The organism is Paralysiella testudinis (assembly GCF_016894345.1).
Classification (GTDB): domain Bacteria; phylum Pseudomonadota; class Gammaproteobacteria; order Burkholderiales; family Neisseriaceae; genus Paralysiella; species Paralysiella testudinis.
In genome coordinates this window covers 152,720-175,455 of sequence record NZ_CP069798.1, presented here as the reverse complement: position 1 = coordinate 175,455, position 22,736 = coordinate 152,720, and the positions used below count along the sequence as shown (strand labels likewise).

The following is a 22,736-nucleotide window of genomic DNA, read 5'->3' as shown; positions in this document are numbered from 1 at the left end:
TTATGCTGCAAACCCACCCCATCAACCACACCGCCATCTGGGCGCAGTTGCACCAACACCAGCGCAGCACACGGTTTTTGCATATGCGCGACCTGTTTGCACAAAATCCCGCCCGTTTCGAGCAAATGCATGTACAGCTGCACGGCTTGCTGCTGGATTACAGCAAAAACCGCATCACCGAAGACACACTGCAGCTGCTGGTGCAACTGGCCGAAGCCGCCGATTTGCGCGGCTGGATGGACAAAATGCGCCGTGGCGACGCCATCAATATCAGCGAAAACCGCGCCGTGCTGCACACCGCCTTAAGGCTGCCTGAAAGCGCCAGCGTGTATGTAAACGGCCACAATGTGGTGCCCGATATCCAGCGCGAACGCGAGCGCGCACTGGCGTTTGCCGAAGCCGTGAACAACGGCAGCCACTTGGGCGCCCATGGCGACACCATCACCGATGTGGTCAACATCGGCATCGGCGGCTCCGATTTGGGGCCGCAAATGGCCACCTTGGCACTGAAGCCCTACCGCCAGCGCGTGAATGTGCATTTTGTGGCCAATGTCGACGGCGCCAATCTGGCGCAAACGCTGGAGCAGCTCAACCCCGCCCGCACCGTGTTTATCGTGGCCAGCAAATCGTTTGCCACCCCCGAAACCCTGCTCAACGCCCGCGCCGCCCGCACCTGGTTTTTACAACAAGGCTTTGCGGAAGCCGACATCGGCCGCCATTTTGTGGCCGTGTCGAGCCAAGTGGCCGCCGCCACCGAATTCGGCATTGCGCCCGCCAATGTGTTTGCCATGTTCGACTGGGTGGGCGGGCGCTATTCGGTGTGGTCGGCCATCGGCCTGCCGCTGATGTGCGCCGTGGGCGCGGCCCATTTCAACGACTTCTTGGCCGGCGCCCACGCCATGGACACACACTTTTTCAATGCGCCGCTGCGGCACAATATGCCGGTTTTACTGGGCTTAATCGGCCTGTGGTACAACACCTTTTACGAAGCCGCCAGCCACGCCGTGATTCCCTACGACCACGGCCTGCGCCGCCTGCCCGCCCATTTGCAACAGCTGGATATGGAAAGCAACGGCAAGCAAACCGGCCGCTTGGGCGAACACCTTGATTTCGATACCGGCGCGGTGATTTGGGGCGAAGAAGGCGTAAACTGCCAACATGCGTTTTTCCAACTGCTGCACCAAGGCAGCCGCCTGATTCCCAGCGACTTTATCGTGCCGGTGCAAAGCCACTACCCGCTGGGTAAACAGCACCAAGTGCTGGTGGCCAACGCGCTGGCGCAAACCGAAGCACTGATGCGCGGCAAAACCTTGGCCGAAGCCCATGCCGAGCTGGCGCATCTGGATAACCAAAGCCGCGATATGCTGGCACCGCAAAAAGTATTCCCCGGCAACCAGCCCTCCAACACCCTCATGCTCGATGCGGTCACCCCATTTAATCTGGGCATGCTGCTGGCGCTGTATGAGCACAAAGTATTTGTGCAAGGCACCATTTGGGGGGTTAACTCGTTTGACCAATGGGGCGTAGAATACGGCAAGGTGCTGGCCGCCGCCATCGAACCCCAGCTGGCCAACACCGAAACGCTGGCGCACGACGCCTCCACCAACGCCCTGATTGCCCACTACCGGAAACACCATGAGCACAACACTTGAAGCCGTTACCGCCCAACTGGCCGAACTGGGCCATAAAGTCACCACCGCCGAATCCTGCACCGGCGGCCTTTTGGCCGCCGAGCTCACCCGCATACCCGGCAGCTCGCAATGGTTTGAAGAAGGCTACATCACCTACAGCAACCACGCCAAACAGCGCCTGCTTAATGTGAACGACACCACCTTGAGCTTCTATGGCGCCGTGAGCGAAGAGTGCGTGCGCGAAATGGCACTGGGCGCCTTAATTGCCGCCAAAGCCGACTACGCCCTGGCCATTTCCGGCATCGCCGGCCCCGACGGCGGCAGCGACGACAAACCCGTAGGCACCGTGTGGTTCAGCCTTGCCACCAAACAACGCATCTGGGCACGGCAACAATGCTTCTCAGGCAGCCGCGACCAAATTCGCGCCCAAGCAGTGCAGTTTGCATTGTTGTTTTTACAACGCTACCTGAATCGCTGAAATACCGATTCAATACTATGTTTAAATCTGCACATAATCTGATTTCCCCGCATATTTGATTTTTATAATTGGTATTACTTGGTTTAATTGGCGTAGATACCATCTCTCGCATCAAGCCGCAATGGTTATTTTGGCCTGATATTCGCATTGGTGCTTCAACACACCAAAGCAAATCTGTACCAAGCGGCGCATCGCTGCGCCGATGGTCTGCATTTCCGTTTTGTTTCTGGCTTTCAGTCTGCGGTAATGCGCGTTAATATCCGGATTCCACGTTTTTGCAACCACCGCAGCCATATACAACTTAGCTCGTATGACCGAACTGCCCCGCTTGGAAAGCATGGCTTTGCCTTTGTGTTTGCCGGATTCCCGTTTTTCGGCACCAATCCCAAATAGGCAGCCATTTGCGAGGCGGAGGTAAAATGTTTGCTATGATAGAGCGCAACCATGCGCAATGAAACCACTTCACCTACACCGGGTATGCTGCGCAGTAAAGCACGGTCTTTTTCAAATCAGGATGCCGGTCAATATGTTGTTCGATTTCCTGTGTGATGGTGCTGATCTGCTGCTTCAAATTGGTCTGCATGGTGCTGATGGACTGGCTGACCGCTTCGGGAACAGCGCTGAATCCGGCTTTCTCCATGCGGTTGTCTTCACGCTGCAGATCGCTTTGCAGCGCATCTAGACGGGCTAGTAGTGCGTTGAGCCGCTTGATGTGGGGTGCAGCAGGCTGCCATTGGCGTACTTTGTGGTGCATGAGGCGGTCAATACCGGCTCTGGCCAGTGACTGGCTATCAGCCTTATCGGTTTTGTGCAAGCTGTCGTATTTGGCATAATGGGCACTGTCGGCAGGATTAAGCAGATAAACGGCGATGCCTTTGTTATGCAGGTACTCTGCCAATGCTTCGTGGTAAACGCCGGTGGCTTCCATGAAAATTTTGAGTAGGCTTAAGTCTTCACCGATGTTTTTATACAGCCATTCTGTCAGTTGGTTAAAGCCTTGGAGGTGGTTTGGCAATGCTTTGGTTTTGATTTTACTGCTGCCAATGTCGCGGATAAGAGCACAATCTAATTTGTTTTTGCTGATGTCGATGCCCAATACTTGGAAGTTCATCATAATCTATCCTTATTTATGCAGTGTCTTGCGGGCGCTGCCGCGCACTGGATACCATTCAGATTGTAGGATGAGGTGTATGGCAGTGTTATCTACATTTCAGTGTCGGGCACTTGGGTCGGATACAGTTTGCTGCCATACGGGGCGGGAATAATACGCGTTTTACTCACCGCTTGAGAGATACAAGGTCGGATTCAAGAATCCGACATTTCGCCGAATAGGTCAAAAAGCCGAATAGGTCAAAAATAGGTGCGTATCTTAATTTCTTGAACAAGCGTCGGATTCGGGAATCTGACCTACACACTGAATTGCCGCCGTAGTTTGCGGTTTTTAAAAAGCTGCCTGAAAAGCGGTTTGGATGCGCTTTCAGGCAGCCTTTGCGTTGTTATATTCAATACTTAAAACAATGAATTTTTCAATTTGAAAGCAAGGATAAGGTGTGGATGCTTTAGCTGAAGTGCGTCGACAAATCGACCATATCGACCAACAACTGCTGGCCTTGCTGGTACAGCGGCAGCATTGGGTAGTGCAAGCCGGTTTGTCGCCGGCAGTAGCCAAAGCCGTGTGGCGGGCAATGATGGCGGCGTTTATTGCGTTGGAAACCGACATCAACCAAGACAAAGCCACGGAATGACGGCAGGCCCGGGTTGGTACCTAGCTGGTTTCAGGCAGCCTTTAAATTCCTTCGCTCAACATTGTTGCATCCGCCCGACGCTTTTGCTCTGTATGGTGCGGCTGCGGTATAAATGCTTGATATAAGTTCAAAAGCCGTGATACCATCCCGTTCTTGCCGATTTTGCATTGGCAAGTTTCTTTTTTGTGCAAGGCCAATCAATCGTAATTGGTCCCTTTATATAAGGAAATAATCATGACTTTAGGTCTGGTTGGGCGCAAAGTAGGCATGACCCGCGTGTTTAACGAACAGGGTGCATCTGTTCCGGTAACCGTGTTGGATATGTCCGCTAACCGCGTCACTCAAGTGAAATCCAAAGATACCGACGGCTACACCGCCGTGCAGGTTACCTTTGGTCAGAAAAAAGCCAATCGCGTCAACAAAGCCCAAGGCGGTCATTTTGCCAAAGCCGGTGTTGAAGCGGGTCGTGGCTTGGTGGAATTTCCCCTTTCTGAAGAAAAACTGGCTGAACTGAAAGCCGGCGACGAAATCACTGTTGCCATTTTCGAAGCAGGCCAGTTGGTGGACATCACCGGCACCTCTAAAGGTAAAGGTTTCTCCGGTACCATCAAACGTCATAACTTTGATTCCCAACGTACATCCCACGGTAACTCGCGTTCGCACCGTGTGCCAGGCTCCATCGGTATGGCACAAGATCCGGGCCGTGTATTCCCGGGCAAGCGCATGGCCGGTCAATACGGTAACACCCAATCCACCGTACAACATTTGGAAATCGTGCGTGTAGACGCCGAGCGCCAATTGCTGTTGGTGAAAGGTGCCGTACCCGGTGCGGTTAACGGCGACGTGATTGTGCGTCCCAGCGTGAAAGTAGGTGCGTAATGGAATTGAAACTGATTGATGCCAAAGGTCAGGTTTCAGGCAGCGTAGCTGCTTCTGACGCTTTGTTTGCGCGCGAATACAATGAAGCATTGGTGCACCAGCTGGTTACCGCCTTTTTGGCCAACGCCCGTTCTGGCAACCGTGCGCAATTGACCCGCGCCGAAGTAAAACACTCCACCAAAAAGCCGTGGCGCCAAAAAGGCACCGGCCGTGCTCGTTCCGGTATGACTTCATCTCCGGTATGGCGTGGTGGTGGTCGTGCATTCCCGAACAAGCCGACCGAAAACTTCGGTCAAAAAGTGAACCGCAAAATGTACCGTGCCGGTATGGCCGCCATTTTGTCACAACTGGTTCGCGACGAGCGTTTGTTTGTGATTGACGAATTGTCTGCCGAAACCCCGAAAACCCGTGCATTTGCCGAGCAGGTGAAAAACCTGGGCTTGGAGCAAGTATTGTTTATCACCAACCAGTTGGATGAAAACGTATACCTGTCTAGCCGCAACTTGCCTAATGTATTGGTGTTGGAAGCCCAGCAGGCAGATCCGTACAACTTGTTGCGCTTTAAGAAAGTGGTGCTGACCCGCGCAGCAATTGCACAACTTGAGGAGCAATGGGTATGAACCAACAACGTTTAATGCAAGTGATTTTGGCGCCCGTTGTTTCTGAGAAAAGCAATCTGCTGGCAGAAAAACGCAACCAAATGACTTTCAAAGTATTGCCGAATGCAACCAAGCATGAAATCAAAGCCGCGGTTGAATTGCTGTTTGATGTGGAAGTGGCTTCCGTAACCACCACCACCACCAAAGGCAAAACCAAACGCTTCGGCCGTACCATCGGCAAGCGCAGTGATGTGAAAAAAGCTTATGTCAGCCTGGCTGCTGGCGAAGAGCTGGTTGACATCGAAGCTGCTGCTGCCTCTGCAGATAAGGAATAAGCACAATGGCTATTGTTAAAATGAAGCCGACATCTGCTGGCCGCCGCGGCATGGTTCGCGTGGTTACAGAAGGCTTGTATAAAGGTGCGCCGTACGCACCGTTATTGGAAAAACAGTCTACCACGGCTGGCCGCAACAACAACGGCCACATCACCACCCGTCATAAAGGCGGTGGTCACAAGCATCATTACCGCATGGTTGACTTCAAACGCAATGATAAAGACGGCATCGCCGCCAAAGTGGAACGCATCGAATATGATCCGAACCGCACGGCACACTTGGCTTTGTTGTGCTTTACCGATGGCGAGCGCCGTTACATTATTGCTCCGCGCGGCATTCAAGCCGGTGCGGTATTGGTTTCCGGTGCGGAAGCGGCGATTAAAGCAGGCAACAACCTGCCCATCCGCAACATTCCGGTGGGTACCACCATCCACTGCATCGAAATGAAGCCCGGTAAAGGCGCGCAAATCGCCCGTTCCGCCGGTACTTCTGCCGTGCTTTTGGCTAAAGAGGGTGTGTACGCGCAAGTGCGTTTGCGTTCTGGCGAAGTGCGTAAAATCCACGTTGACTGCCGCGCCACCATTGGCGAAGTGGGCAACGAAGAGCAAAGCCTGAAGAAAATCGGTAAAGCCGGTGCCAACCGCTGGAAAGGCATCCGCCCGACCGTACGCGGCGTGGTAATGAACCCGGTAGACCACCCGCACGGTGGTGGTGAAGGCCGTACGGGTGAAGCGCGTGAACCGGTTAGCCCATGGGGTACACCGGCCAAAGGCTACCGCACCCGCAGCAACAAACGCACGAACAATATGATTGTTCGCCGCCGTTACTCCAATAAAGGTTAATTGATATGGCTCGTTCATTAAAAAAAGGCCCATATGTCGACCTGCATTTGCTTAAAAAAGTGGATGCCGCTCGCGCCAGCAACGACAAGCGCCCGATTAAAACCTGGTCGCGTCGTTCCACCATTCTGCCCGATTTCATCGGCTTAACCATCGCCGTACACAATGGCCGCACCCACGTGCCGGTATTTGTGAGCGACAACATGGTTGGCCACAAATTGGGTGAGTTCTCATTGACCCGCACCTTCAAAGGCCACTTGGCTGATAAGAAGGCCAAGAAAAAATAAGGGATAAGACATGAGAGTTAGTGCGCAACATAAAAATGCCCGTATTTCTGCCCAAAAAGCACGTTTGGTGGCAGATCAGATTCGCGGCAAAAACATTGCCCAAGCGTTGAATATCTTGGCCTTCAGCCCCAAAAAAGGCGCTGAGTTGATCAAGAAAGTACTGGAGTCTGCTGTGGCTAATGCCGAGCACAACGAAGGTGCGGATATCGACGAACTGAAAGTGGTTACCGTATTTGTGGACAAAGGCCCCAGCCTGAAACGTTTTCAAGCTCGTGCCAAAGGCCGCGGCAACCGCATCGAAAAACAAACTTGTCACATCAATGTGACAGTGGGCAACTAAGGAAAAGCTATGGGACAAAAAATCCATCCTACAGGCTTTCGCCTGGCGGTTAATAAAGATTGGTCTTCCAAATGGTTTGCCAAAAGCGGTGACTTTGCCACTGTTTTGAAACAAGACATCGAAGTGCGTGAATTCTTGCGTAAGCGCTTGGCTGCTGCTTCTGTTGGCCGCGTGGTTATCGAGCGTCCGGCCAAGTCTGCCCGCATCACCATTCACAGCGCCCGTCCGGGTGTGGTGATTGGCCGTAAAGGCGAAGACATTGAAGTGTTGAAACGCGATCTGCAAGCCCTGATGGGTGTGCCGGTGCATGTAAACATCGAAGAAATCCGCAAGCCGGAAATCGATGCGCAAATCATTGCCGACAACATCGCTTCCCAGCTGGAAAAACGCGTGATGTTCCGCCGCGCCATGAAACGCGCCATGCAAAACGCCATGCGTGTGGGTGCTAAAGGCATCAAAATCATGTCTTCAGGCCGCCTGAACGGCATCGACATTGCCCGCAGCGAATGGTACCGCGAAGGTCGCGTGCCTTTGCACACTTTGCGCGCCAATGTGGACTACGCCACCAGCGAAGCCAAAACCACTTACGGCATCATCGGCATCAAAGTTTGGGTTTACAAGGGTGAGTTCACTCCGGGCGAAATCCAAGCCAAGCCGGAACAAGAGAAGAAACACAGAAAGGCAGGTGGTCGAAATGCTGCAGCCAACTAGAATGAAATACCGCAAGCAGCACAAAGGCCGCAATACCGGCATTGCTACACGCGGTAATAATGTTAGCTTTGGTGATTTTGGTCTGAAAGCAGTGGGTCGCGGTCGCTTGACCGCCCGTCAGATTGAAGCGGCACGTCGTGCCATGACCCGTCACATCAAACGTGGCGGCCGCATTTGGATTCGCGTGTTCCCCGACAAACCGATTACCGAAAAACCCATCCAAGTACGTATGGGTGGCGGTAAAGGTTCGGTGGAATACTATGTTGCCGAAATCCAGCCGGGCAAAGTATTGTACGAAATGGACGGTGTGGCCGAATCTTTGGCGCGCGAAGCCTTTGAGCTGGCCGCAGCCAAACTGCCGATTGCGACCACATTTGTGAAAAGACAGGTAGGTCAATAATGAAAACCAGTGAATTGAAAGACAAATCTGTTGAGCAGTTGAACGAAGAACTGGTTGGCCTGTTGAAAGCGCAGTTTGGTTTGCGTATGCAGCACGCCACCGGCCAGCTGGGTAACAACAGTGAGCTGAAAAAAGTGCGTCGTGATATTGCTCGTGTTAAAACCATTTTAAGCCAGAAGGATGGTGAATAATGAGTGAAGCCAAAACTGTACGCACTTTGCAAGGCAAAGTGGTTAGCGACAAAATGGACAAAACCGTAACCGTTCTGGTTGAGCGCAAAGTGAAGCATCCGCTATACGGCAAAGTAATCCGCCGTTCCAGCAAAGTGCACGCCCACGACGAGCAAAACCAATACGGCATCGGCGATGTGGTGGTGATTGCTGAAACCCGCCCGCTGTCCAAAACCAAATCTTGGGTGGTTACTGAATTGGTAGAAAAAGCACGCTTGGTGTAGTTTCACCACATAAAACGTGTATTTTGGAAACGAAGTCTTGCAGCAATAAGTAATTGGCTGTAAACTTCGTTTCTTATCTTTCAGATTCTTGAAAGATGCACCGCTTTCAAGGCGATGCATTCTCCCTTCGGGACCCAAGACTGGTTTACTAGAACCGTAAGCGGTTTCAGGCAGCATCAAGCAATACAGGCTGCCTGAAAACGGTAAATTAAGTTGGACTATTTAAAGGTATTAACATGATTCAAATGCAGACCATCTTGGATGTGGCTGACAACTCTGGTGCGCGCCGTGTAATGTGCATCAAAGTTTTGGGCGGATCCAAGCGTCGCTACGCATCTGTGGGCGACATCATTAAAGTGGCCGTAAAAGACGCTGCGCCGCGTGGCCGCGTGAAAAAAGGCGATGTATACAGTGCTGTGGTTGTGCGTACCGCCAAAGGCGTTCGCCGCCCCGATGGTGCCTTGATCAAGTTTGACAACAATGCCGCGGTATTGTTGAACAACAAACTTGAGCCGATTGGCACCCGTATTTTCGGCCCGGTAACCCGCGAGCTGCGTAATGAGCGATTTATGAAAATCGTTTCATTGGCTCCTGAAGTGCTGTAAGAGAGGTTGCGATGAAAAAAATTAAAACTGGCGATCAGGTGATCGTTATTGCCGGTAAAGATAAAGGCAAAAAAGGCCAGGTAGTGCGCTTATTGGGTGACAAAGTGGTGGTTGAAGGCGTGAATCAAGTAAAACGCCATCAAAAACCCAACCCGATGCGCGGTATTGAAGGCGGCGTAGTGACCAAAAGCATGCCGTTGGATATCTCCAATATTGCCATCTTCAATCCGGAAACCCAAAAAGCTGACCGTGTGGGCATTAAAGTAGAAGTGGTGGATGGCAAAGCCGTTCGCAGCCGTTTCTTCAAATCCACCGGCGCTGCCGTAGGAGCGTAAGGAATAAACATGGCTCGTTTAAAAGATTTCTATACCAGCACAGTTGTACCTGAGCTGATGAAGCAATTCGGTTACAAATCCATTATGGAAGTGCCGCGCATCGAAAAAATCACCTTGAATATGGGCGTCGGCGAAGCCGTTGCCGATAAAAAAGTGATGGATCACGCCGTGGCCGACCTAGAAAAAATTGCCGGTCAAAAACCGGTGGTAACCGTAGCCCGCAAATCCATTGCTGGCTTTAAAATCCGCGACAACTACCCGATTGGCTGCAAAGTCACTTTGCGCCGCGACCGTATGTTTGAATTTCTGGACCGTTTGGTTACCATCGCCCTGCCGCGCGTGCGCGACTTTCGCGGTGTGAACGGCAAGTCTTTCGATGGCCGCGGTAACTACAATATGGGTGTGCGTGAGCAAATCATTTTCCCGGAAATTGAGTACGATAAAATTGATGCGTTGCGTGGTTTGAACATCACCATCACCACTACCGCTAAGACTGATGCAGAAGCCAAGGCGCTGCTGTCTTTGTTCAAATTTCCGTTTAAGGGTTAATTATGGCTAAGAAAGCACTTATTAATCGCGAATTGAAACGTGTTGCTTTGGCGCAAAAATACGCCGCCAAACGCGCTGCCATTTTTGCGGTCATCAACGACGCTTCTGCAACCGAAGAAGCCCGTTTTGAAGCGCGCTTGCAATTGCAGGCCATTCCGCGCAATGCTGCGCCTGTTCGTCAACGCCGCCGTTGCGCCTTGACTGGCCGTCCGCGTGGTACCTTCCGTAAATTTGGTTTGGGTCGCACTAAAATCCGTGAAATCGCCATGCGTGGTGAGATTCCGGGCGTGATCAAAGCCTCTTGGTAATAGGAGAAAAACAATGAGTATGCATGATCCTATTTCCGATATGTTGACCCGTATTCGCAACGCCCAGCGTGCGAATAAAGCTTCTGTTGCTATGCCGTCTTCTAAATTGAAAGTGGCCATTGCGAAAGTGTTGAAAGAAGAAGGCTATGTTGAAGACTTCTCTGTTTCAACCGAAGCCAAAGCGACATTGGAAATTCAATTGAAGTATTACGCCGGTCGCCCGGTAATCGAACGAATCCAACGTGTATCCCGTCCGGGCTTGCGCGTTTATAAAGGTTCGAGTGACATCCCCACTGTGATGAACGGTCTGGGTGTTGTTATTGTCAGCACATCCAAAGGCGTGATGACCGACCGCAAAGCCCGTGCAAACGGCGTAGGCGGCGAGTTGTTGTGCGTGGTTGCCTAAGGAGGGAACTATGTCTCGCGTAGCTAAGAATCCAGTGACTGTTCCTGCTGGCGTAGAAGTAAAATTTGGAACAGAGTCTTTGACGGTTAAAGGCAAAAATGGCGAATTGTCTATGCCTTTGCACCAAGAAGTAAAGGTTGCTCTGGAAGATGGCCAGATTACCTTTGCCGCTGCCGACAGCAGCGCCCGCGCCAATGCTTTATCCGGTACTGTTCGCGCTTTGGTGAATAATATGGTTAAAGGCGTGTCCGAAGGCTTTGAGAAAAAACTGCAATTGATCGGCGTGGGCTATCGTGCCCAAGCGCAAGGTCAAACCTTGAACCTTTCTTTGGGTTTCTCCCATCCGGTGGTGTATGCATTGCCGGAAGGTGTGGCTGCGGCAACGCCGTCACAAACCGAAATCGTCATTACCGGTGCGGACAAGCAAGCCGTAGGTCAAGTGGCTGCGGAAATTCGCGGCTTCCGTCCGCCTGAGCCTTACAAAGGCAAGGGCGTACGCTATGTTGGCGAGCACGTGGTGATGAAAGAAACCAAGAAAAAATAATTGAGGCTCACTGATGAATAAGAACGCAGCAAGACTCCGCCGTGCACGTAAAACCCGTGCCAAAATCGCGGATTTGAACAAAGTGAGATTGTGTGTATTCCGCACCAATAATCACATTTATGCCCAAGTTATTAGTGCCGAAGGTGACAAAGTATTGGCGCAAGCCTCTACGCTGGAAGCCGATGTGCGCGCCAACATCAAGCATGGCAGCAACGTTGAAGCCGCTACGCTGGTGGGTAAGCGCATTGCAGAGAAGGCTAAAGCCGCCGGTGTTGACACCGTGGCGTTTGACCGCTCAGGTTTCCAATACCATGGTCGCGTTAAAGCCTTGGCCGAAGCCGCCCGTGAAAACGGCTTGAGCTTCTAATAATTGTGGAGACAGCAAAAAATGGCAAAACATGAAATTGAAGAACGCGGTGACGGCCTGATCGAAAAGATGGTGGCAGTAAACCGTGTGACCAAAGTGGTTAAGGGCGGCCGTATTATGGCGTTCTCCGCTTTGACTGTGGTCGGTGACGGCGATGGCCGCATCGGTATGGGTAAAGGCAAGTCTAAAGAAGTGCCGGTTGCCGTACAAAAAGCAATGGATCAAGCGCGCCGCAACATGATTAAAGTGCCGCTGAAAAACGGCACCATTCACCACGAGGTGATTGGCAAGCACGGCGCCACCAAGGTATTTATGCAGCCTGCTAAAGAAGGTAGCGGTGTGAAAGCCGGCGGCCCGATGCGCTTGGTATTTGACGCCATGGGCGTGCACAATATCTCTGCCAAAGTACACGGCTCAACCAATCCTTACAATATTGTTCGCGCAACATTGGATGGCTTGGCCAAGCTCTACACCCCGGGTGACATTGCCGCCAAACGCGGCCTGACTGTTGCTGAAATTTTGGGAGAAGGTCATGAGTGAGCAAAAAACCATTAAAGTAACTTTGGTTAAAAGCCTGATCGGTACCATTGAAGCACACCGTGCTTGCGCACGCGGCTTGGGTTTGCGTCGTCGCGAACACACGGTTGAAGTGCTGGATACCCCCGAAAATCGTGGCATGATCAACAAGATTAGCTACCTTTTGAAAGTGGAGAAGTGATATGTTGTTGAATACCATTCAGCCGGCTGAGGGCGCCAAGCACGCCCGCCGCCGCGTGGGTCGCGGCATTGGCAGCGGCCTAGGCAAAACAGGCGGCCGTGGCCATAAAGGTCAAAAAAGCCGTGCCGGCGGTTTCCACAAAGTGGGTTTTGAGGGCGGTCAAATGCCGCTGCAACGCCGTTTGCCCAAACGCGGTTTCAAATCAATGACCGCTGCTTTCAACGCCGAAGTGCGTTTGAGCGATTTGGCGCATGTGGCTGTAGATGAAATTGACGTATTGGTGCTGAAGCAAGCTGGCCTAGTGCCGGCAAACGCGCAAAACGTTAAAGTCATCGCTTCAGGCAGCATTGACAAAGCGGTAACGTTAAATGGTATCAAGGCCACCAAAGGTGCCAAAGAAGCCATTGAAGCTGCCGGTGGCAAAGTAGCAGAATAAGGCAATAGACAAAGTGGCTAATCAACAATCCGCAACAGGGCTTGCAAAGTTCGGTGATTTAAAAAATCGTTTGTTATTTTTGCTGGGTGCGTTGCTGGTATTTCGCATCGGTGCACACATTCCGGTTCCGGGTGTGGATGCGGCTGCGTTGGCCAAATTGTACGAAAGCGCCGGCGGCGGCATTTTGGGCATGCTCAATATGTTCTCCGGCGGCTCTTTGGAACGGTTCAGCATTTTTGCCATTGGCATTATGCCGTACATTTCCGCCTCCATTATTGTGCAGCTGGCTTCCGAAATGGTGCCCTCGCTGAAGGCCTTGAAAAAAGAGGGCGAAGCGGGCAAGCGTGTATTAACCAAATATACGCGCTACGGCACGGTTTTACTGGCCACGCTGCAAAGTTTTGGAGCGGCTGCCTTTGTGTACCAGCAAGGTGTGGTGGTTTCCAGTCAAGTTGAGTTTTTTGCCTCTACGGTGATTTGTTTGGTGACGGGTACCATGTTCCTGATGTGGCTGGGTGAGCAAATCACCGAGCGCGGCATCGGCAACGGCATTTCCTTAATCATCACCGCCGGTATTGCGGCCAGCATGCCTTCCGGTATTGGCCGTTTGCTGACTTTAACCAGCCAAGGCTCCATCAGCTATTTGATGGCATTGGCGATTATTGTTGGTGCGCTGGCATTGATTTATGCCGTGGTCTACATCGAAACGGCGCAACGCAAGGTGCCGGTGCAGTATGCCAAACGTCAAGTGGGCAACCGCTTGATGCAGGGGCAAAGCACGCACATGCCGTTTAAGCTGAACATGGCCGGTGTGATTCCGCCGATTTTTGCTTCCAGCATTATCTTGTTCCCCTCCACGCTGTTGAGCTGGTTTGGCGCTGCCAACCACGACGGCTGGTTGCAACGCATGGCCGGCTATTTGCAACACGGCCAGCCGGTGTACATCTTGCTGTTTGCCACCACCATCATTTTCTTTTGTTATTTTTATACGGCGCTGGTTTTCAGCCCGCGCGAAATGGCGGAGAACCTGAAAAAGAGCGGTGCTTTCGTACCGGGCATCCGCCCGGGCGAACAAACCAGCCGCTATTTGGAAAAAGTGGTGTTGCGTTTGACTTTCTGGGGTGCAATCTATATTGCCATTGTGTGTTTGATTCCGGAGATTCTGACGTCTGCGCTCAATGTACCGTTTTACTTGGGTGGCACTTCACTGCTGATTTTGGTGGTGGTGACCATAGACTTTAGAACCCAGATCGCTTCTTATATGATGAGTCATCAGTATGAGCATTTGATGAAGCGCTCTGCTATGAAATCATTATCACGTCGTTAATACTATGGCTAAAGAAGACACCATACAGATGCAGGGCGAAATTTTGGAGACCCTGCCAAATGCAACATTTAAAGTGAAGCTGGAAAACGATCATGTCGTTTTGGGGCACATTTCCGGCAAAATGCGCATGCACTACATCCGCATTTCTCCGGGCGACAAAGTAACTGTGGAATTAACACCTTATGATTTGTCGCGTGCCCGCATCGTTTTCCGCGCCCGCTAAATGACTAGAAAGGAAACATTATGCGCGTTCAACCTTCGGTAAAGAAAATTTGCCGTAATTGCAAAATCATTCGCCGCAACCGCGTGGTGCGTGTGATTTGTACTGACCCCCGTCACAAACAACGCCAAGGCTGAGTTGTAGCAATCAGCTTTTGTGTGTTATAGTGGCAGACTTTTGTCCTGAGGAAAAAATATGGCTCGTATTGCAGGGGTGAATATCCCCAACAACGCCCATATCGTGATTGGCCTGCAAGCCATTTTCGGTATTGGCGCTACTCGTGCCAAATTGATTTGCGAGGCTGCCGGTATCGTACCGAGCACCAAAGTAAAAGATTTGGATGAGACCCAGCTGGATGCTTTGCGTGAACAAGTTGCCAAGTTTGAAGTAGAAGGTGATTTGCGTCGTGAAGTAACCATGAACATCAAGCGTTTGATGGACATGGGTTGTTACCGTGGCCTGCGCCACCGTCGCGGCCTGCCGTGCCGTGGTCAGCGTACCCGCACCAATGCCCGTACCCGTAAAGGTCCGCGCAAGGCGATTGCAGGTAAGAAATAAACTTAAGGAATTGATTTAATGGCTAAAGCAAACACAGCACGTGTGCGCAAGAAAGTACGCAAAACCGTAAGTGAAGGTATTGTGCATGTACATGCATCTTTTAACAATACCATCATTACCATTACCGACCGCCAAGGCAATGCATTATCTTGGGCTACCTCAGGCGGCGCCGGTTTTAAGGGTTCGCGTAAGAGCACACCGTTTGCCGCACAAGTAGCGGCAGAAGCAGCTGGTAAAGTTGCCCAAGAGTATGGCGTCAAAAATTTGGAAGTTCGCATTAAAGGTCCGGGCCCCGGTCGCGAGTCTTCTGTACGTGCGCTTAACGCTCTTGGTTTCAAGATTACCAGTATTACCGACGTTACTCCGTTGCCACACAACGGTTGTCGCCCGCCTAAAAAACGTCGTATCTGATTCAGGAGTAGTGATTTATGGCACGTTATATCGGCCCGAAATGTAAATTAGCCCGTCGTGAGGGCACTGATTTGTTTCTGAAGAGCGCCCGCCGCTCTTTGGAGTCCAAGTGTAAACTGGATTCTGCGCCCGGCCAGCATGGTGCGAAAAAACCGCGCCTGTCTGACTACGGCTTGCAATTGCGTGAAAAGCAAAAAATCCGCCGCATCTACGGCGTATTGGAGCGCCAGTTCCGCCGTTACTTTGCCGAAGCGGCTCGCCGCAAAGGCTCTACCGGCGAGTTGCTGCTGCAATTGCTGGAATCCCGCTTGGACAACGTGGTATACCGCATGGGCTACGGCTCTACCCGCGCTGAAGCGCGTCAGCTGGTATCCCACAAAGCCATTACCGTAAACGGTCAAGTGGTAAACATCCCTTCTTTCCAAGTGAAATCCGGTGATGTGGTGGCTGTGCGTGAGAAAGCCAAGAAACAAGTGCGTATTCAAGAAGCCATGGGTTTGGCTACGCAAATCGGTTTGCCCGGCTGGGTGTCTGTGGACGCCGGCAAATTGGAAGGCGTGTTTAAAAACATGCCGGATCGTGCTGAGTTGACCGGTGATATCAATGAACAGCTGGTGGTAGAGTTTTACTCTAAATAATGCCAGTTAAATGAGGACAGTTTAATGCAAATCAGCACATCCGAATTTTTAAAACCGCGTCAAATTGATGTGGATGCTTTGTCTGCTACCCGCGCCAAAGTGTCTATGGAGCCGTTTGAGCGTGGCTTCGGCCATACCTTGGGTAATGCTTTGCGTCGTATCTTACTGTCATCAATGAATGGTTTTGCGCCGACTGAAGTGGCCATCGAAGGCGTGCTGCACGAATACTCTACCGTAGACGGTGTTGAGGAGGATGTTGTCGACATTCTGCTCAACATCAAAGGTGTGGTATTCAAGCTGCACGGCCGTCATGATGTTTTGCTGACCTTAAAAAAATCCGGTGCCGGCGTGGTGAAAGCCAACGACATCGAATTGCCCCACGATGTGGAAATTCTCAATCCTGACCATGTTATCTGCCATTTGTCGGATAACGGCAGCATTGCGATGGAAATCAAAGTGGAATTGGGCCGCGGCTATCAGTCGGTGGCCGGTCGCAAACACAAAGATGACCACAAGCGCATCGGCGCCATTCAGCTGGATGCGAGCTTTTCGCCCATCAGCCGTGTGAGTTTTGAGGTTGAGCCCGCCCGTGTGGAACAGCGCACCGACTTGGACTGCTTGGTTTTGGACATCGAAACCAACGGTGCCATCGACCCGGAAGAAGCTGTGCGCAATGCGGCACGCATTTTGATTGATCAAATGTCTATTTTTGCCGATTTGCAAGGCACGCCGGTGGAAGTGGTGGAAGACAAAGAGCCACCCATCGACCCGATCTTGCTGCGCCCGGTAGACGATTTGGAATTGACAGTGCGTTCAGCCAACTGCTTGAAAGCTGAAGATATTTACTACATTGGCGATTTGATCCAACGTACCGAGACTGAGCTATTGAAAACCCCGAATCTGGGTCGTAAGTCTCTGAACGAAATCAAAGAGGTATTGGCTTCCAAAGGCCTGACTCTGGGATCAAAACTGGAAGCTTGGCCCCCGGCCAGCCTGGAAAAGCCACAAGCTTGATGATTTAAAGGATAATGACATGCGTCATCGTAATGGTAACCGTAAATTAAACCGCACCAGCAGCCACCGCGCTGCCATGTTGCGTAACATGGCCAACTCTTTGTTGGCTCATGAAACCATCGTCACCACTTTGCCCAAAGCCAAGGAATTGCGCCGCGTGGTAGAGCCGTTGATTACTTTGGGTAAAAAGCCCTCTTTGGCTAACCGCCGCTTGGCATTTGACCGCACCCGCGACCGCGATGTGGTGGTGAAATTGTTTGATGAGTTGGGTCCGCGTTTTGCGGCACGCAACGGTGGTTATGTTCGCGTATTGAAATACGGCTTCCGCCAAGGCGACAATGCGCCTTTGGCATTGGTGGAGCTGGTGGACAAAGCCGAAGCCACTGAAGCGGCTGCCGAATAAGGTCGCCATGCTTTACTACAAAACCAGCCTTGGGGCTGGTTTTGTTTTGTGGAAATCTTGTGTTTTCAGGCAGCCTGAAAAGCCAATGCCCGCGCCGTGCTGCGGTTGCGTATAATGATGCCGTTTGCCGCCGTTCAATCAAGGAATAAAACCATGAAACTGTTTCGTTTGTGTGTGTTGATGGTGTTGCTGGCTGCCAGTGGCAGCGTGTGGGCGCAGCGGATGATTCCGCAAAATATGCGCGTGGCCACGCTCAAATCGGTGGCTTATCCGCAAGTGGTGTTGGCCAATGATGGCTGGAGCTGGATGCGTATTCTTACCGCCGGTTGGCTGGATGGCAGCAAGGTCTACACCTTGGCGCCGGGTGTGCGTGTGCGCAATCAACAAAATCTATTTGAAGTGTATGGTCGTTTGCCCGGCTACAGCGGCCAAGCGGTGGCCATCCGTTTTGACCAAAACAACAATATTGATGAGCTGTGGATTCTCACTGCCGAAGAGCGCGAAGTTTTGCGTATGCGCGCCAAAGGCATCGAAACCCGACGTTAAGTGAAACCATGAAAAAAGTATTTATCCGCACCTTCGGCTGCCAGATGAACGAATACGACAGCGACAAAATGCTGTCGGTACTGGCCGAAGGCGAAGACCTGCAACAAACCGACACGCCCGAAGAGGCCGATATTATCTTGTTCAACACCTGCTCGGTGCGTGAAAAAGCGCAGGAAAAGGTGTTTTCCGACTTGGGGCGTGTGCGTCCGCTCAAAGCGAAAAATCCCAAGTTGATTATCGGCGTGGGCGGCTGTGTGGCTTCGCAAGAGGGCGAAGCGATTGTGAAACGGGCGCCTTATGTAGACGTGGTATTCGGCCCGCAAACCCTGCACCGGCTGCCGCAAATGATTGTGGATAAGGAAACCACCGGCTTGGCGCAAGTGGATATTTCGTTTCCGGAAATCGAAAAATTCGACCATTTGCCGCCCGCGCGCACCGAAGGCGGCTCGGCTTTTGTGTCGATTATGGAAGGCTGCTCCAAATATTGCAGCTTCTGTGTGGTGCCTTACACCCGCGGCGAAGAATTTTCGCGCCCTTTGGATGACGTGCTCACCGAAATCGCCAATTTGGCGCAGCAAGGTGTGAAAGAAATCAACTTATTGGGGCAAAATGTGAACGCCTATCGCGGCGATATGGGCGCGGGCGAAGTATGCGATTTTGCCACTTTGCTGCGCATCGTGCATGAAATCCCCGGTATTGAGCGCCTGCGCTTCACCACGAGCCACCCGCGTGAATTTTCCGATGCCATTATCGAATGCTACCGCGACCTGCCCAAGCTGGTATCGCATCTGCATTTGCCGATTCAATCCGGCTCCGACCGCGTACTCAGCGCCATGAAGCGCGGCTATACCGCGTTGGAATACAAATCGATTATCCGCAAATTGCGTGCCATCCGCCCCGATTTGTGCTTAAGCTCCGACTTTATCGTCGGTTTTCCCGGTGAAACCGAGCAGGAATTTGCGCAAACCCTCAAGCTGGTTCAAGACATTGCCTTTGATTTGAGCTTTGTGTTTATCTATAGCCCGCGCCCAGGTACCCCAGCGGCCAATCTGCCCGACGACACACCGCAGGCAGAAAAAGTGCGCCGTCTGGAAGCGTTGAACGAAGTTATCAAAGCCGAAACGGCACGCATCAACCAAACCATGGTGGGCACCGTGCAGCGCTGCTTGGTGGAAGGTGTGTCGAAAAAAGACCCCGACCAACTACAAGCACGCACCGCCAACAACCGCGTGGTCAACTTCAGCGGCCACCCGCGCTTGATTAAAGAGATGGTGGACTTGCGTATCACCGATGCCTACACCTTTTCTTTGCGTGGTGAAATGGCCGATTTGGCTTAATATAGTAAATTAAATTTGAACCAATACTGCGTTGGCTCGCCTTAGCGCAAAGCGAACGATTTTGTAAGGCGTAGGCGCGCCAACAAACTCTGTTCCGTACTGTCTGCAGCTCTCCGCCTTGTCTTGATTCAAATTTAATTCACTATAGATTGCTTTCCGGCAGCCTCAGTATCCCCCGTTGCGTTTGCGGCGGGGATATTGCATTTTGATGGCTGGGTGTGTATGCCGTGCAACAGCGGTATTTATTTTTGCTGCAAGGCAGCAAAAAGCGCGGGCATAGTGTGGGCACGGGATTATAATTGCGTCTGCTTTTCAGGCAGCCTGATTGCTTTGCCAATCTGGGCGTTGTCGCTCCTGCGTAGGCAGGAGCCCAGTCTGAAGCATAGCTTCAGTTAAGCCGTTAAAAAGTGAAATGAAACTGAAGCACATCATTTTGTCATTGATTGATTAGAATTTTTTAAAAAATGAGCAACGAGCAAAGCGCGGCTTTGCACTGGGCACCCGCCTGCGCGGGTGCGACATAAGTGGGATTTTGTAAAAATTACAGCCTGGGATAGATTGATTTTTTCAGGCAGCCTTTAAAGCCATTTAAATAACAAAATTGATTTACGGGGATAGTATGAACAATGCGGCGGCAACGTCCTTTCTGGACAAGTTTTTTAAAATCAGCGAAAACGGCAGCAGTGTGCGCACCGAAGTGCTGGCGGGGCTCACCACTTTTCTCACCATGAGCTACATTATTGTGGTGAACCCCAGCATTTTGTCGGAAGCGGGCATGGAATACGGTGCGGTGTTTGTGGCCACCTGTATTGCGGCGGCCATCGGCTGCATGATGATGGGGCTGATTGCCAACTACCCGATTGCACTGGCGCCGGGCATGGGTTTGAATGCCTATTTCACCTATGCGGTGGTCAAAGGCATGGGCGTGCCGTGGCAAGTGGCCTTGGGCGCGGTGTTTGTGTCCGGCTTGCTGTTTGTGGCGCTGAGCTTTATGAAAATCCGCGAGGCCATTGTGAATGCCTTGCCGATGTCGCTAAAGATGTCGATTACCGCCGGTATCGGCCTGTTTTTGGCGCTGATTGCGTTGAAAAACGCCGGTATTGTAGTAGCCAATCCGGCCACTTATGTGGGGCTGGGCGATGTGCGCGAGCCGGCGGCCTTGCTGGCATTTGTGGGCTTTTTTATGATTGTGGTGTTGGATTACTACCGTGTGCGCGGCGCCATCATCATCAGTATTCTGGCGGTCACGCTGATTTCGGCGGCGCTGGGCATGAGCCAATTTCACGGCATTGTCGGCGCCATGCCTTCGCTGGCGCCCACTTTTATGCAGATGGATTTTAAAGACCTGTTCACCGCCGGTATGGTGGGGGTGATTTTTGTGTTTTTCTTTGTCGACCTGTTCGACAGCACCGGCACCTTGGTGGGCGTGTCGCACCGTGCCGGTTTGTTGGTCAACGGCAAATTGCCGCGCCTGAAAAAAGCCCTGTTTGCCGACTCCACCGCCATCGTGGCCGGTGCTGCCTTGGGCACTTCGTCTACCACCGCCTATATCGAATCCGCTTCCGGCGTGTCTGCGGGTGGGCGCACCGGTTTAACCGCCGTGGTGGTGGGCGTGTTGTTTATCGCCTGCTTGTGGTTTTCGCCGCTGGCCGCCAGCGTACCGGCCTATGCCACCGCCCCGGCGCTGCTGTATGTGGGCGTGTTGATGATTCGCGGCTTGGCCGAAATCGATTGGAACGACATCACCGAAGCCGCCCCGGCTTTTCTTACCGCCGTGTTTATGCCGTTTAGCTTCTCCATCGCCGATGGGATTGCCATGGGCTTTATCAGCTATGCAGTGATTAAGCTGGCTTGCGGCAAGGCCAAAGACGTGCCGTATATGGTGTGGATTATTGCCGTATTGTGGGCGCTGAAATTTGCCATTATGGGCGCATAAAAGCCCACGTTTGTTGTAGCTTAAACAGGCTGCCTGAAATCTGTTTCAGGCAGCCTGTTTATTTGTATATTCTATCAATATCAAACTGCTTGCTTTATCTTAATAGTGCTTTCAATTTGAACGGCAAAGATGTTGAAGCAATATTGGTTTGCATCAGAGCATCTGGCGTGCGGGTACATCGCATTAAAGTAGTTGCCTTAATAAAATCTGTGTGATAATCTGTGTCAAATTTTTTTACAAAAAATAACTCAAAAACTAAAAATCAAATCACACTTTACCCGCCTTATTTTCAAACCTTTAGCTGGCGGCTAAGAGCATCAAAAACAACATCAAACCACACGCTAACTTTATTGCCATACGTTAAATGTACCTGTGTAAATTACATAGGTTAAATTTGATTTATCTAGGGTCTGTTCACAATTACTTGTCATAAAGGTAACCACATCACAATGCACCCCAATAAAACCGTACTGTGGAAGTTGCGTTTGAGCTTATCGTAACGGCTGGCAATCGCTCGGAAATGTTTCAAACGGCAAAAGGCATTCTCTACCAAATGCCTGATTTTATATAAATACCAGTCCATGTCTTTATTTTTCTCTTCCCTATTGCTTTTATAGGGAATATTGGCTTTCGCACCGCTTTGCTCTATTTGCTCCCTGAGCCGGTCTGAATCGTAACCTTTGTCCGCATTAACCAACTCAGTTTCGGCAAGGTTGATGTTGTCAAGCAGCTCCGGTGCAACGGTGACATCATGGATATTGCCCGCAGTAACGATAACCTCAACCGGATTGCCTGCAGCATCTACAGCCAGATGAATCTTGCTGGTTCTGCCGCCTCGGCTCATACCGATTGCGTGATCCTCTTGCGTACTGAGCGCTGCGGCGCAGTGTTGGTGAGCACGGATATAACTGCCGTCTATGGCTACCCACTCCAAGTCACTCTCTTGGCTGAGCTGTTTCAAGATTGCAGTAAAAATGCCTTTTTCTGACCAACGGTTATAAGCGGTATAAACAGTATGATACTTGCCGAAATACTCGGGCAAATCCCGCCACGGTATGCCGGTTCTTATTCTGTAAAGTATGCCTTCAAGAATTCTGCGCAAATTGGGTTTGCTATAAATACCCAAATCACGCAGAATAGGTAACAGCTTCGTCCAATGTTCATCTTTGAGTAGTGTACGGGGCATCGCAGGTGTATTGGGGAGGGTGAGAACTTCCTTTTATGCCTGCGTTTCTTTTTATTCAAGGGTATGACAAGTAATTGTGAACAGAACCTAATTACTTTGGAGAAAATATCATGTTTTGTATATCATTTTTAAATTTTTCCAATTGAACTAACATCATGAATTATGATTTATGACGAGATATTTTATGACGAGAT

General features: G+C 51.4%; 36 protein-coding genes and 1 pseudogene. 34 read left to right on the top strand and 3 right to left on the bottom strand.

The features are described 5' to 3' along the window. The first annotated feature begins 2 nt into the window (after nt 1-2). Both pgi and JQU52_RS00905 read left to right on the top strand, forming a co-directional pair. The gene (gene pgi / locus JQU52_RS00910; protein WP_230339334.1) at nt 3-1,652 is read left to right on the top strand and encodes a glucose-6-phosphate isomerase; all 1,650 of its coding nucleotides are present in this window, start codon (nt 3-5) and stop codon (nt 1,650-1,652) included. After that, on the top strand, nt 1,636-2,109 hold the full coding sequence (locus JQU52_RS00905; protein WP_230339333.1) for a CinA family protein: 474 nt from the start codon (nt 1,636-1,638) through the stop codon (nt 2,107-2,109). The genes pgi and JQU52_RS00905 overlap by 17 nt, the downstream gene beginning before the upstream one ends. A gap of 111 nt (nt 2,110-2,220) precedes the next feature. On the opposite strand, the pseudogene JQU52_RS00900 reads toward JQU52_RS00905, so the two are convergent. Together JQU52_RS00900 and JQU52_RS00895 are read right to left on the bottom strand one after the other, a co-directional pair. Continuing rightward, nucleotides 2,221-2,555 (bottom strand): annotated as a pseudogene (locus JQU52_RS00900) (transposase). A 20-nt stretch (nt 2,556-2,575) separates the two neighbouring features. Next, nucleotides 2,576-3,223 (bottom strand): IS110 family transposase, encoded by a 648-nt coding sequence (locus JQU52_RS00895; RefSeq protein WP_230338180.1) that lies wholly within the window; start codon nt 3,221-3,223, stop codon nt 2,576-2,578. A 436-nt stretch (nt 3,224-3,659) separates the two neighbouring features. Here JQU52_RS00895 and JQU52_RS00890 point away from each other — a divergent pair, with 436 nt between their 5' ends. From JQU52_RS00890 to JQU52_RS00735, 32 genes are all read left to right on the top strand, one after another. Beyond that, entirely contained in the window at nt 3,660-3,854 is a 195-nt protein-coding gene (locus JQU52_RS00890; RefSeq protein WP_230339332.1) for a chorismate mutase family protein, read from the top strand. Between the two features lie 234 nt (nt 3,855-4,088). Further along, nucleotides 4,089-4,733 (top strand): 50S ribosomal protein L3, encoded by a 645-nt coding sequence (gene rplC / locus JQU52_RS00885; protein ID WP_230339331.1) that lies wholly within the window; start codon nt 4,089-4,091, stop codon nt 4,731-4,733. Continuing rightward, on the top strand, nt 4,733-5,353 hold the full coding sequence (gene rplD / locus JQU52_RS00880; RefSeq protein ID WP_230339330.1) for a 50S ribosomal protein L4: 621 nt from the start codon (nt 4,733-4,735) through the stop codon (nt 5,351-5,353). Before rplC ends, rplD begins: the two co-directional genes overlap by 1 nt. Continuing rightward, nucleotides 5,350-5,667 carry a 50S ribosomal protein L23 gene (rplW, locus tag JQU52_RS00875; RefSeq protein WP_230339329.1) on the top strand — a complete coding sequence of 106 codons (318 nt, stop codon included), beginning with the start codon at nt 5,350-5,352 and terminating at the stop codon, nt 5,665-5,667. The genes rplD and rplW overlap by 4 nt, the downstream gene beginning before the upstream one ends. Before the next feature lie 5 nt (nt 5,668-5,672). Continuing rightward, nucleotides 5,673-6,509: a 50S ribosomal protein L2 gene (gene rplB, locus JQU52_RS00870; protein WP_230339328.1), complete on the top strand. Its 837-nt coding sequence runs from the start codon at nt 5,673-5,675 to the stop codon at nt 6,507-6,509. A gap of 5 nt (nt 6,510-6,514) precedes the next feature. Continuing rightward, complete coding sequence (gene rpsS / locus JQU52_RS00865) at nt 6,515-6,793, top strand: 30S ribosomal protein S19 (RefSeq protein WP_003707141.1); 279 nt, start codon at nt 6,515-6,517, stop codon at nt 6,791-6,793. A 10-nt stretch (nt 6,794-6,803) separates the two neighbouring features. Further along, nucleotides 6,804-7,133 carry a 50S ribosomal protein L22 gene (gene rplV / locus JQU52_RS00860; RefSeq protein WP_230339327.1) on the top strand — a complete coding sequence of 110 codons (330 nt, stop codon included), beginning with the start codon at nt 6,804-6,806 and terminating at the stop codon, nt 7,131-7,133. A gap of 9 nt (nt 7,134-7,142) precedes the next feature. Further along, on the top strand, nt 7,143-7,844 hold the full coding sequence (gene rpsC / locus JQU52_RS00855; RefSeq protein ID WP_230339326.1) for a 30S ribosomal protein S3: 702 nt from the start codon (nt 7,143-7,145) through the stop codon (nt 7,842-7,844). Next, nucleotides 7,828-8,244, top strand: a complete 417-nt coding sequence (gene rplP / locus JQU52_RS00850) for a 50S ribosomal protein L16 (RefSeq protein WP_230339325.1) — start codon at nt 7,828-7,830, stop codon at nt 8,242-8,244. Before rpsC ends, rplP begins: the two co-directional genes overlap by 17 nt. Beyond that, the gene (gene rpmC / locus JQU52_RS00845) at nt 8,244-8,435 is read left to right on the top strand and encodes a 50S ribosomal protein L29 (RefSeq protein WP_230339324.1); all 192 of its coding nucleotides are present in this window, start codon (nt 8,244-8,246) and stop codon (nt 8,433-8,435) included. Before rplP ends, rpmC begins: the two co-directional genes overlap by 1 nt. Next, a complete protein-coding gene (gene rpsQ, locus JQU52_RS00840; protein ID WP_230339323.1) occupies nt 8,435-8,698 on the top strand; it encodes a 30S ribosomal protein S17 in 264 nt (87 codons plus the stop codon). The genes rpmC and rpsQ overlap by 1 nt, the downstream gene beginning before the upstream one ends. Nucleotides 8,699-8,934: 236 nt before the next feature. Next, nucleotides 8,935-9,303: a 50S ribosomal protein L14 gene (gene rplN / locus JQU52_RS00835; RefSeq protein ID WP_230339322.1), complete on the top strand. Its 369-nt coding sequence runs from the start codon at nt 8,935-8,937 to the stop codon at nt 9,301-9,303. A gap of 11 nt (nt 9,304-9,314) precedes the next feature. Further along, nucleotides 9,315-9,638, top strand: coding sequence for a 50S ribosomal protein L24 (gene rplX, locus JQU52_RS00830; RefSeq protein ID WP_230339321.1), 324 nt, complete (start codon nt 9,315-9,317; stop codon nt 9,636-9,638). 9 nt (nt 9,639-9,647) lie between these two features. Continuing rightward, nucleotides 9,648-10,187, top strand: coding sequence for a 50S ribosomal protein L5 (gene rplE / locus JQU52_RS00825; RefSeq protein WP_230339320.1), 540 nt, complete (start codon nt 9,648-9,650; stop codon nt 10,185-10,187). A gap of 2 nt (nt 10,188-10,189) precedes the next feature. After that, nucleotides 10,190-10,495: a 30S ribosomal protein S14 gene (gene rpsN / locus JQU52_RS00820; protein ID WP_230339319.1), complete on the top strand. Its 306-nt coding sequence runs from the start codon at nt 10,190-10,192 to the stop codon at nt 10,493-10,495. Nucleotides 10,496-10,508: 13 nt separating this feature from the next. Beyond that, nucleotides 10,509-10,901, top strand: coding sequence for a 30S ribosomal protein S8 (rpsH, locus tag JQU52_RS00815; RefSeq protein ID WP_230339318.1), 393 nt, complete (start codon nt 10,509-10,511; stop codon nt 10,899-10,901). A 10-nt stretch (nt 10,902-10,911) separates the two neighbouring features. Continuing rightward, complete coding sequence (gene rplF / locus JQU52_RS00810; protein ID WP_230339317.1) at nt 10,912-11,445, top strand: 50S ribosomal protein L6; 534 nt, start codon at nt 10,912-10,914, stop codon at nt 11,443-11,445. Nucleotides 11,446-11,458: 13 nt separating this feature from the next. Further along, nucleotides 11,459-11,812 (top strand): 50S ribosomal protein L18, encoded by a 354-nt coding sequence (rplR, locus tag JQU52_RS00805; protein ID WP_230339316.1) that lies wholly within the window; start codon nt 11,459-11,461, stop codon nt 11,810-11,812. Nucleotides 11,813-11,833: 21 nt separating this feature from the next. Further along, a complete protein-coding gene (rpsE, locus tag JQU52_RS00800) occupies nt 11,834-12,352 on the top strand; it encodes a 30S ribosomal protein S5 (RefSeq protein ID WP_230339315.1) in 519 nt (172 codons plus the stop codon). Next, entirely contained in the window at nt 12,345-12,530 is a 186-nt protein-coding gene (rpmD, locus tag JQU52_RS00795; protein ID WP_230339314.1) for a 50S ribosomal protein L30, read from the top strand. Before rpsE ends, rpmD begins: the two co-directional genes overlap by 8 nt. A gap of 1 nt (nt 12,531) precedes the next feature. After that, nucleotides 12,532-12,966, top strand: a complete 435-nt coding sequence (gene rplO / locus JQU52_RS00790; protein ID WP_230339313.1) for a 50S ribosomal protein L15 — start codon at nt 12,532-12,534, stop codon at nt 12,964-12,966. Nucleotides 12,967-12,979: 13 nt separating this feature from the next. Then, nucleotides 12,980-14,293 carry a preprotein translocase subunit SecY gene (secY, locus tag JQU52_RS00785; RefSeq protein ID WP_230339312.1) on the top strand — a complete coding sequence of 438 codons (1,314 nt, stop codon included), beginning with the start codon at nt 12,980-12,982 and terminating at the stop codon, nt 14,291-14,293. 4 nt (nt 14,294-14,297) lie between these two features. Then, on the top strand, nt 14,298-14,516 hold the full coding sequence (gene infA, locus JQU52_RS00780) for a translation initiation factor IF-1 (protein ID WP_037585332.1): 219 nt from the start codon (nt 14,298-14,300) through the stop codon (nt 14,514-14,516). 20 nt (nt 14,517-14,536) lie between these two features. Further along, complete coding sequence (gene rpmJ / locus JQU52_RS00775) at nt 14,537-14,650, top strand: 50S ribosomal protein L36 (RefSeq protein ID WP_003697674.1); 114 nt, start codon at nt 14,537-14,539, stop codon at nt 14,648-14,650. 58 nt (nt 14,651-14,708) lie between these two features. Then, nucleotides 14,709-15,071 (top strand): 30S ribosomal protein S13, encoded by a 363-nt coding sequence (gene rpsM, locus JQU52_RS00770; protein WP_230339311.1) that lies wholly within the window; start codon nt 14,709-14,711, stop codon nt 15,069-15,071. Between the two features lie 18 nt (nt 15,072-15,089). Beyond that, a complete protein-coding gene (rpsK, locus tag JQU52_RS00765; protein WP_230339310.1) occupies nt 15,090-15,482 on the top strand; it encodes a 30S ribosomal protein S11 in 393 nt (130 codons plus the stop codon). Nucleotides 15,483-15,499: 17 nt separating this feature from the next. Then, the gene (gene rpsD, locus JQU52_RS00760; protein ID WP_230339309.1) at nt 15,500-16,120 is read left to right on the top strand and encodes a 30S ribosomal protein S4; all 621 of its coding nucleotides are present in this window, start codon (nt 15,500-15,502) and stop codon (nt 16,118-16,120) included. A gap of 24 nt (nt 16,121-16,144) precedes the next feature. Next, nucleotides 16,145-17,134 (top strand): DNA-directed RNA polymerase subunit alpha, encoded by a 990-nt coding sequence (locus JQU52_RS00755; RefSeq protein WP_230339308.1) that lies wholly within the window; start codon nt 16,145-16,147, stop codon nt 17,132-17,134. A gap of 19 nt (nt 17,135-17,153) precedes the next feature. After that, nucleotides 17,154-17,537: a 50S ribosomal protein L17 gene (gene rplQ, locus JQU52_RS00750; RefSeq protein ID WP_230339307.1), complete on the top strand. Its 384-nt coding sequence runs from the start codon at nt 17,154-17,156 to the stop codon at nt 17,535-17,537. A 153-nt stretch (nt 17,538-17,690) separates the two neighbouring features. After that, entirely contained in the window at nt 17,691-18,083 is a 393-nt protein-coding gene (locus tag JQU52_RS00745; protein WP_230339306.1) for a hypothetical protein, read from the top strand. Nucleotides 18,084-18,091: 8 nt separating this feature from the next. Continuing rightward, nucleotides 18,092-19,420 (top strand): tRNA (N6-isopentenyl adenosine(37)-C2)-methylthiotransferase MiaB, encoded by a 1,329-nt coding sequence (gene miaB, locus JQU52_RS00740; RefSeq protein ID WP_230339305.1) that lies wholly within the window; start codon nt 18,092-18,094, stop codon nt 19,418-19,420. A gap of 619 nt (nt 19,421-20,039) precedes the next feature. Beyond that, entirely contained in the window at nt 20,040-21,356 is a 1,317-nt protein-coding gene (locus JQU52_RS00735; RefSeq protein WP_230339304.1) for an NCS2 family permease, read from the top strand. Between the two features lie 427 nt (nt 21,357-21,783). Here JQU52_RS00735 and JQU52_RS00730 read toward each other — a convergent pair whose 3' ends face one another. Next, nucleotides 21,784-22,542: an IS5 family transposase gene (locus tag JQU52_RS00730; RefSeq protein ID WP_230339303.1), complete on the bottom strand. Its 759-nt coding sequence runs from the start codon at nt 22,540-22,542 to the stop codon at nt 21,784-21,786. Nucleotides 22,543-22,736: the final 194 nt, after the last annotated feature.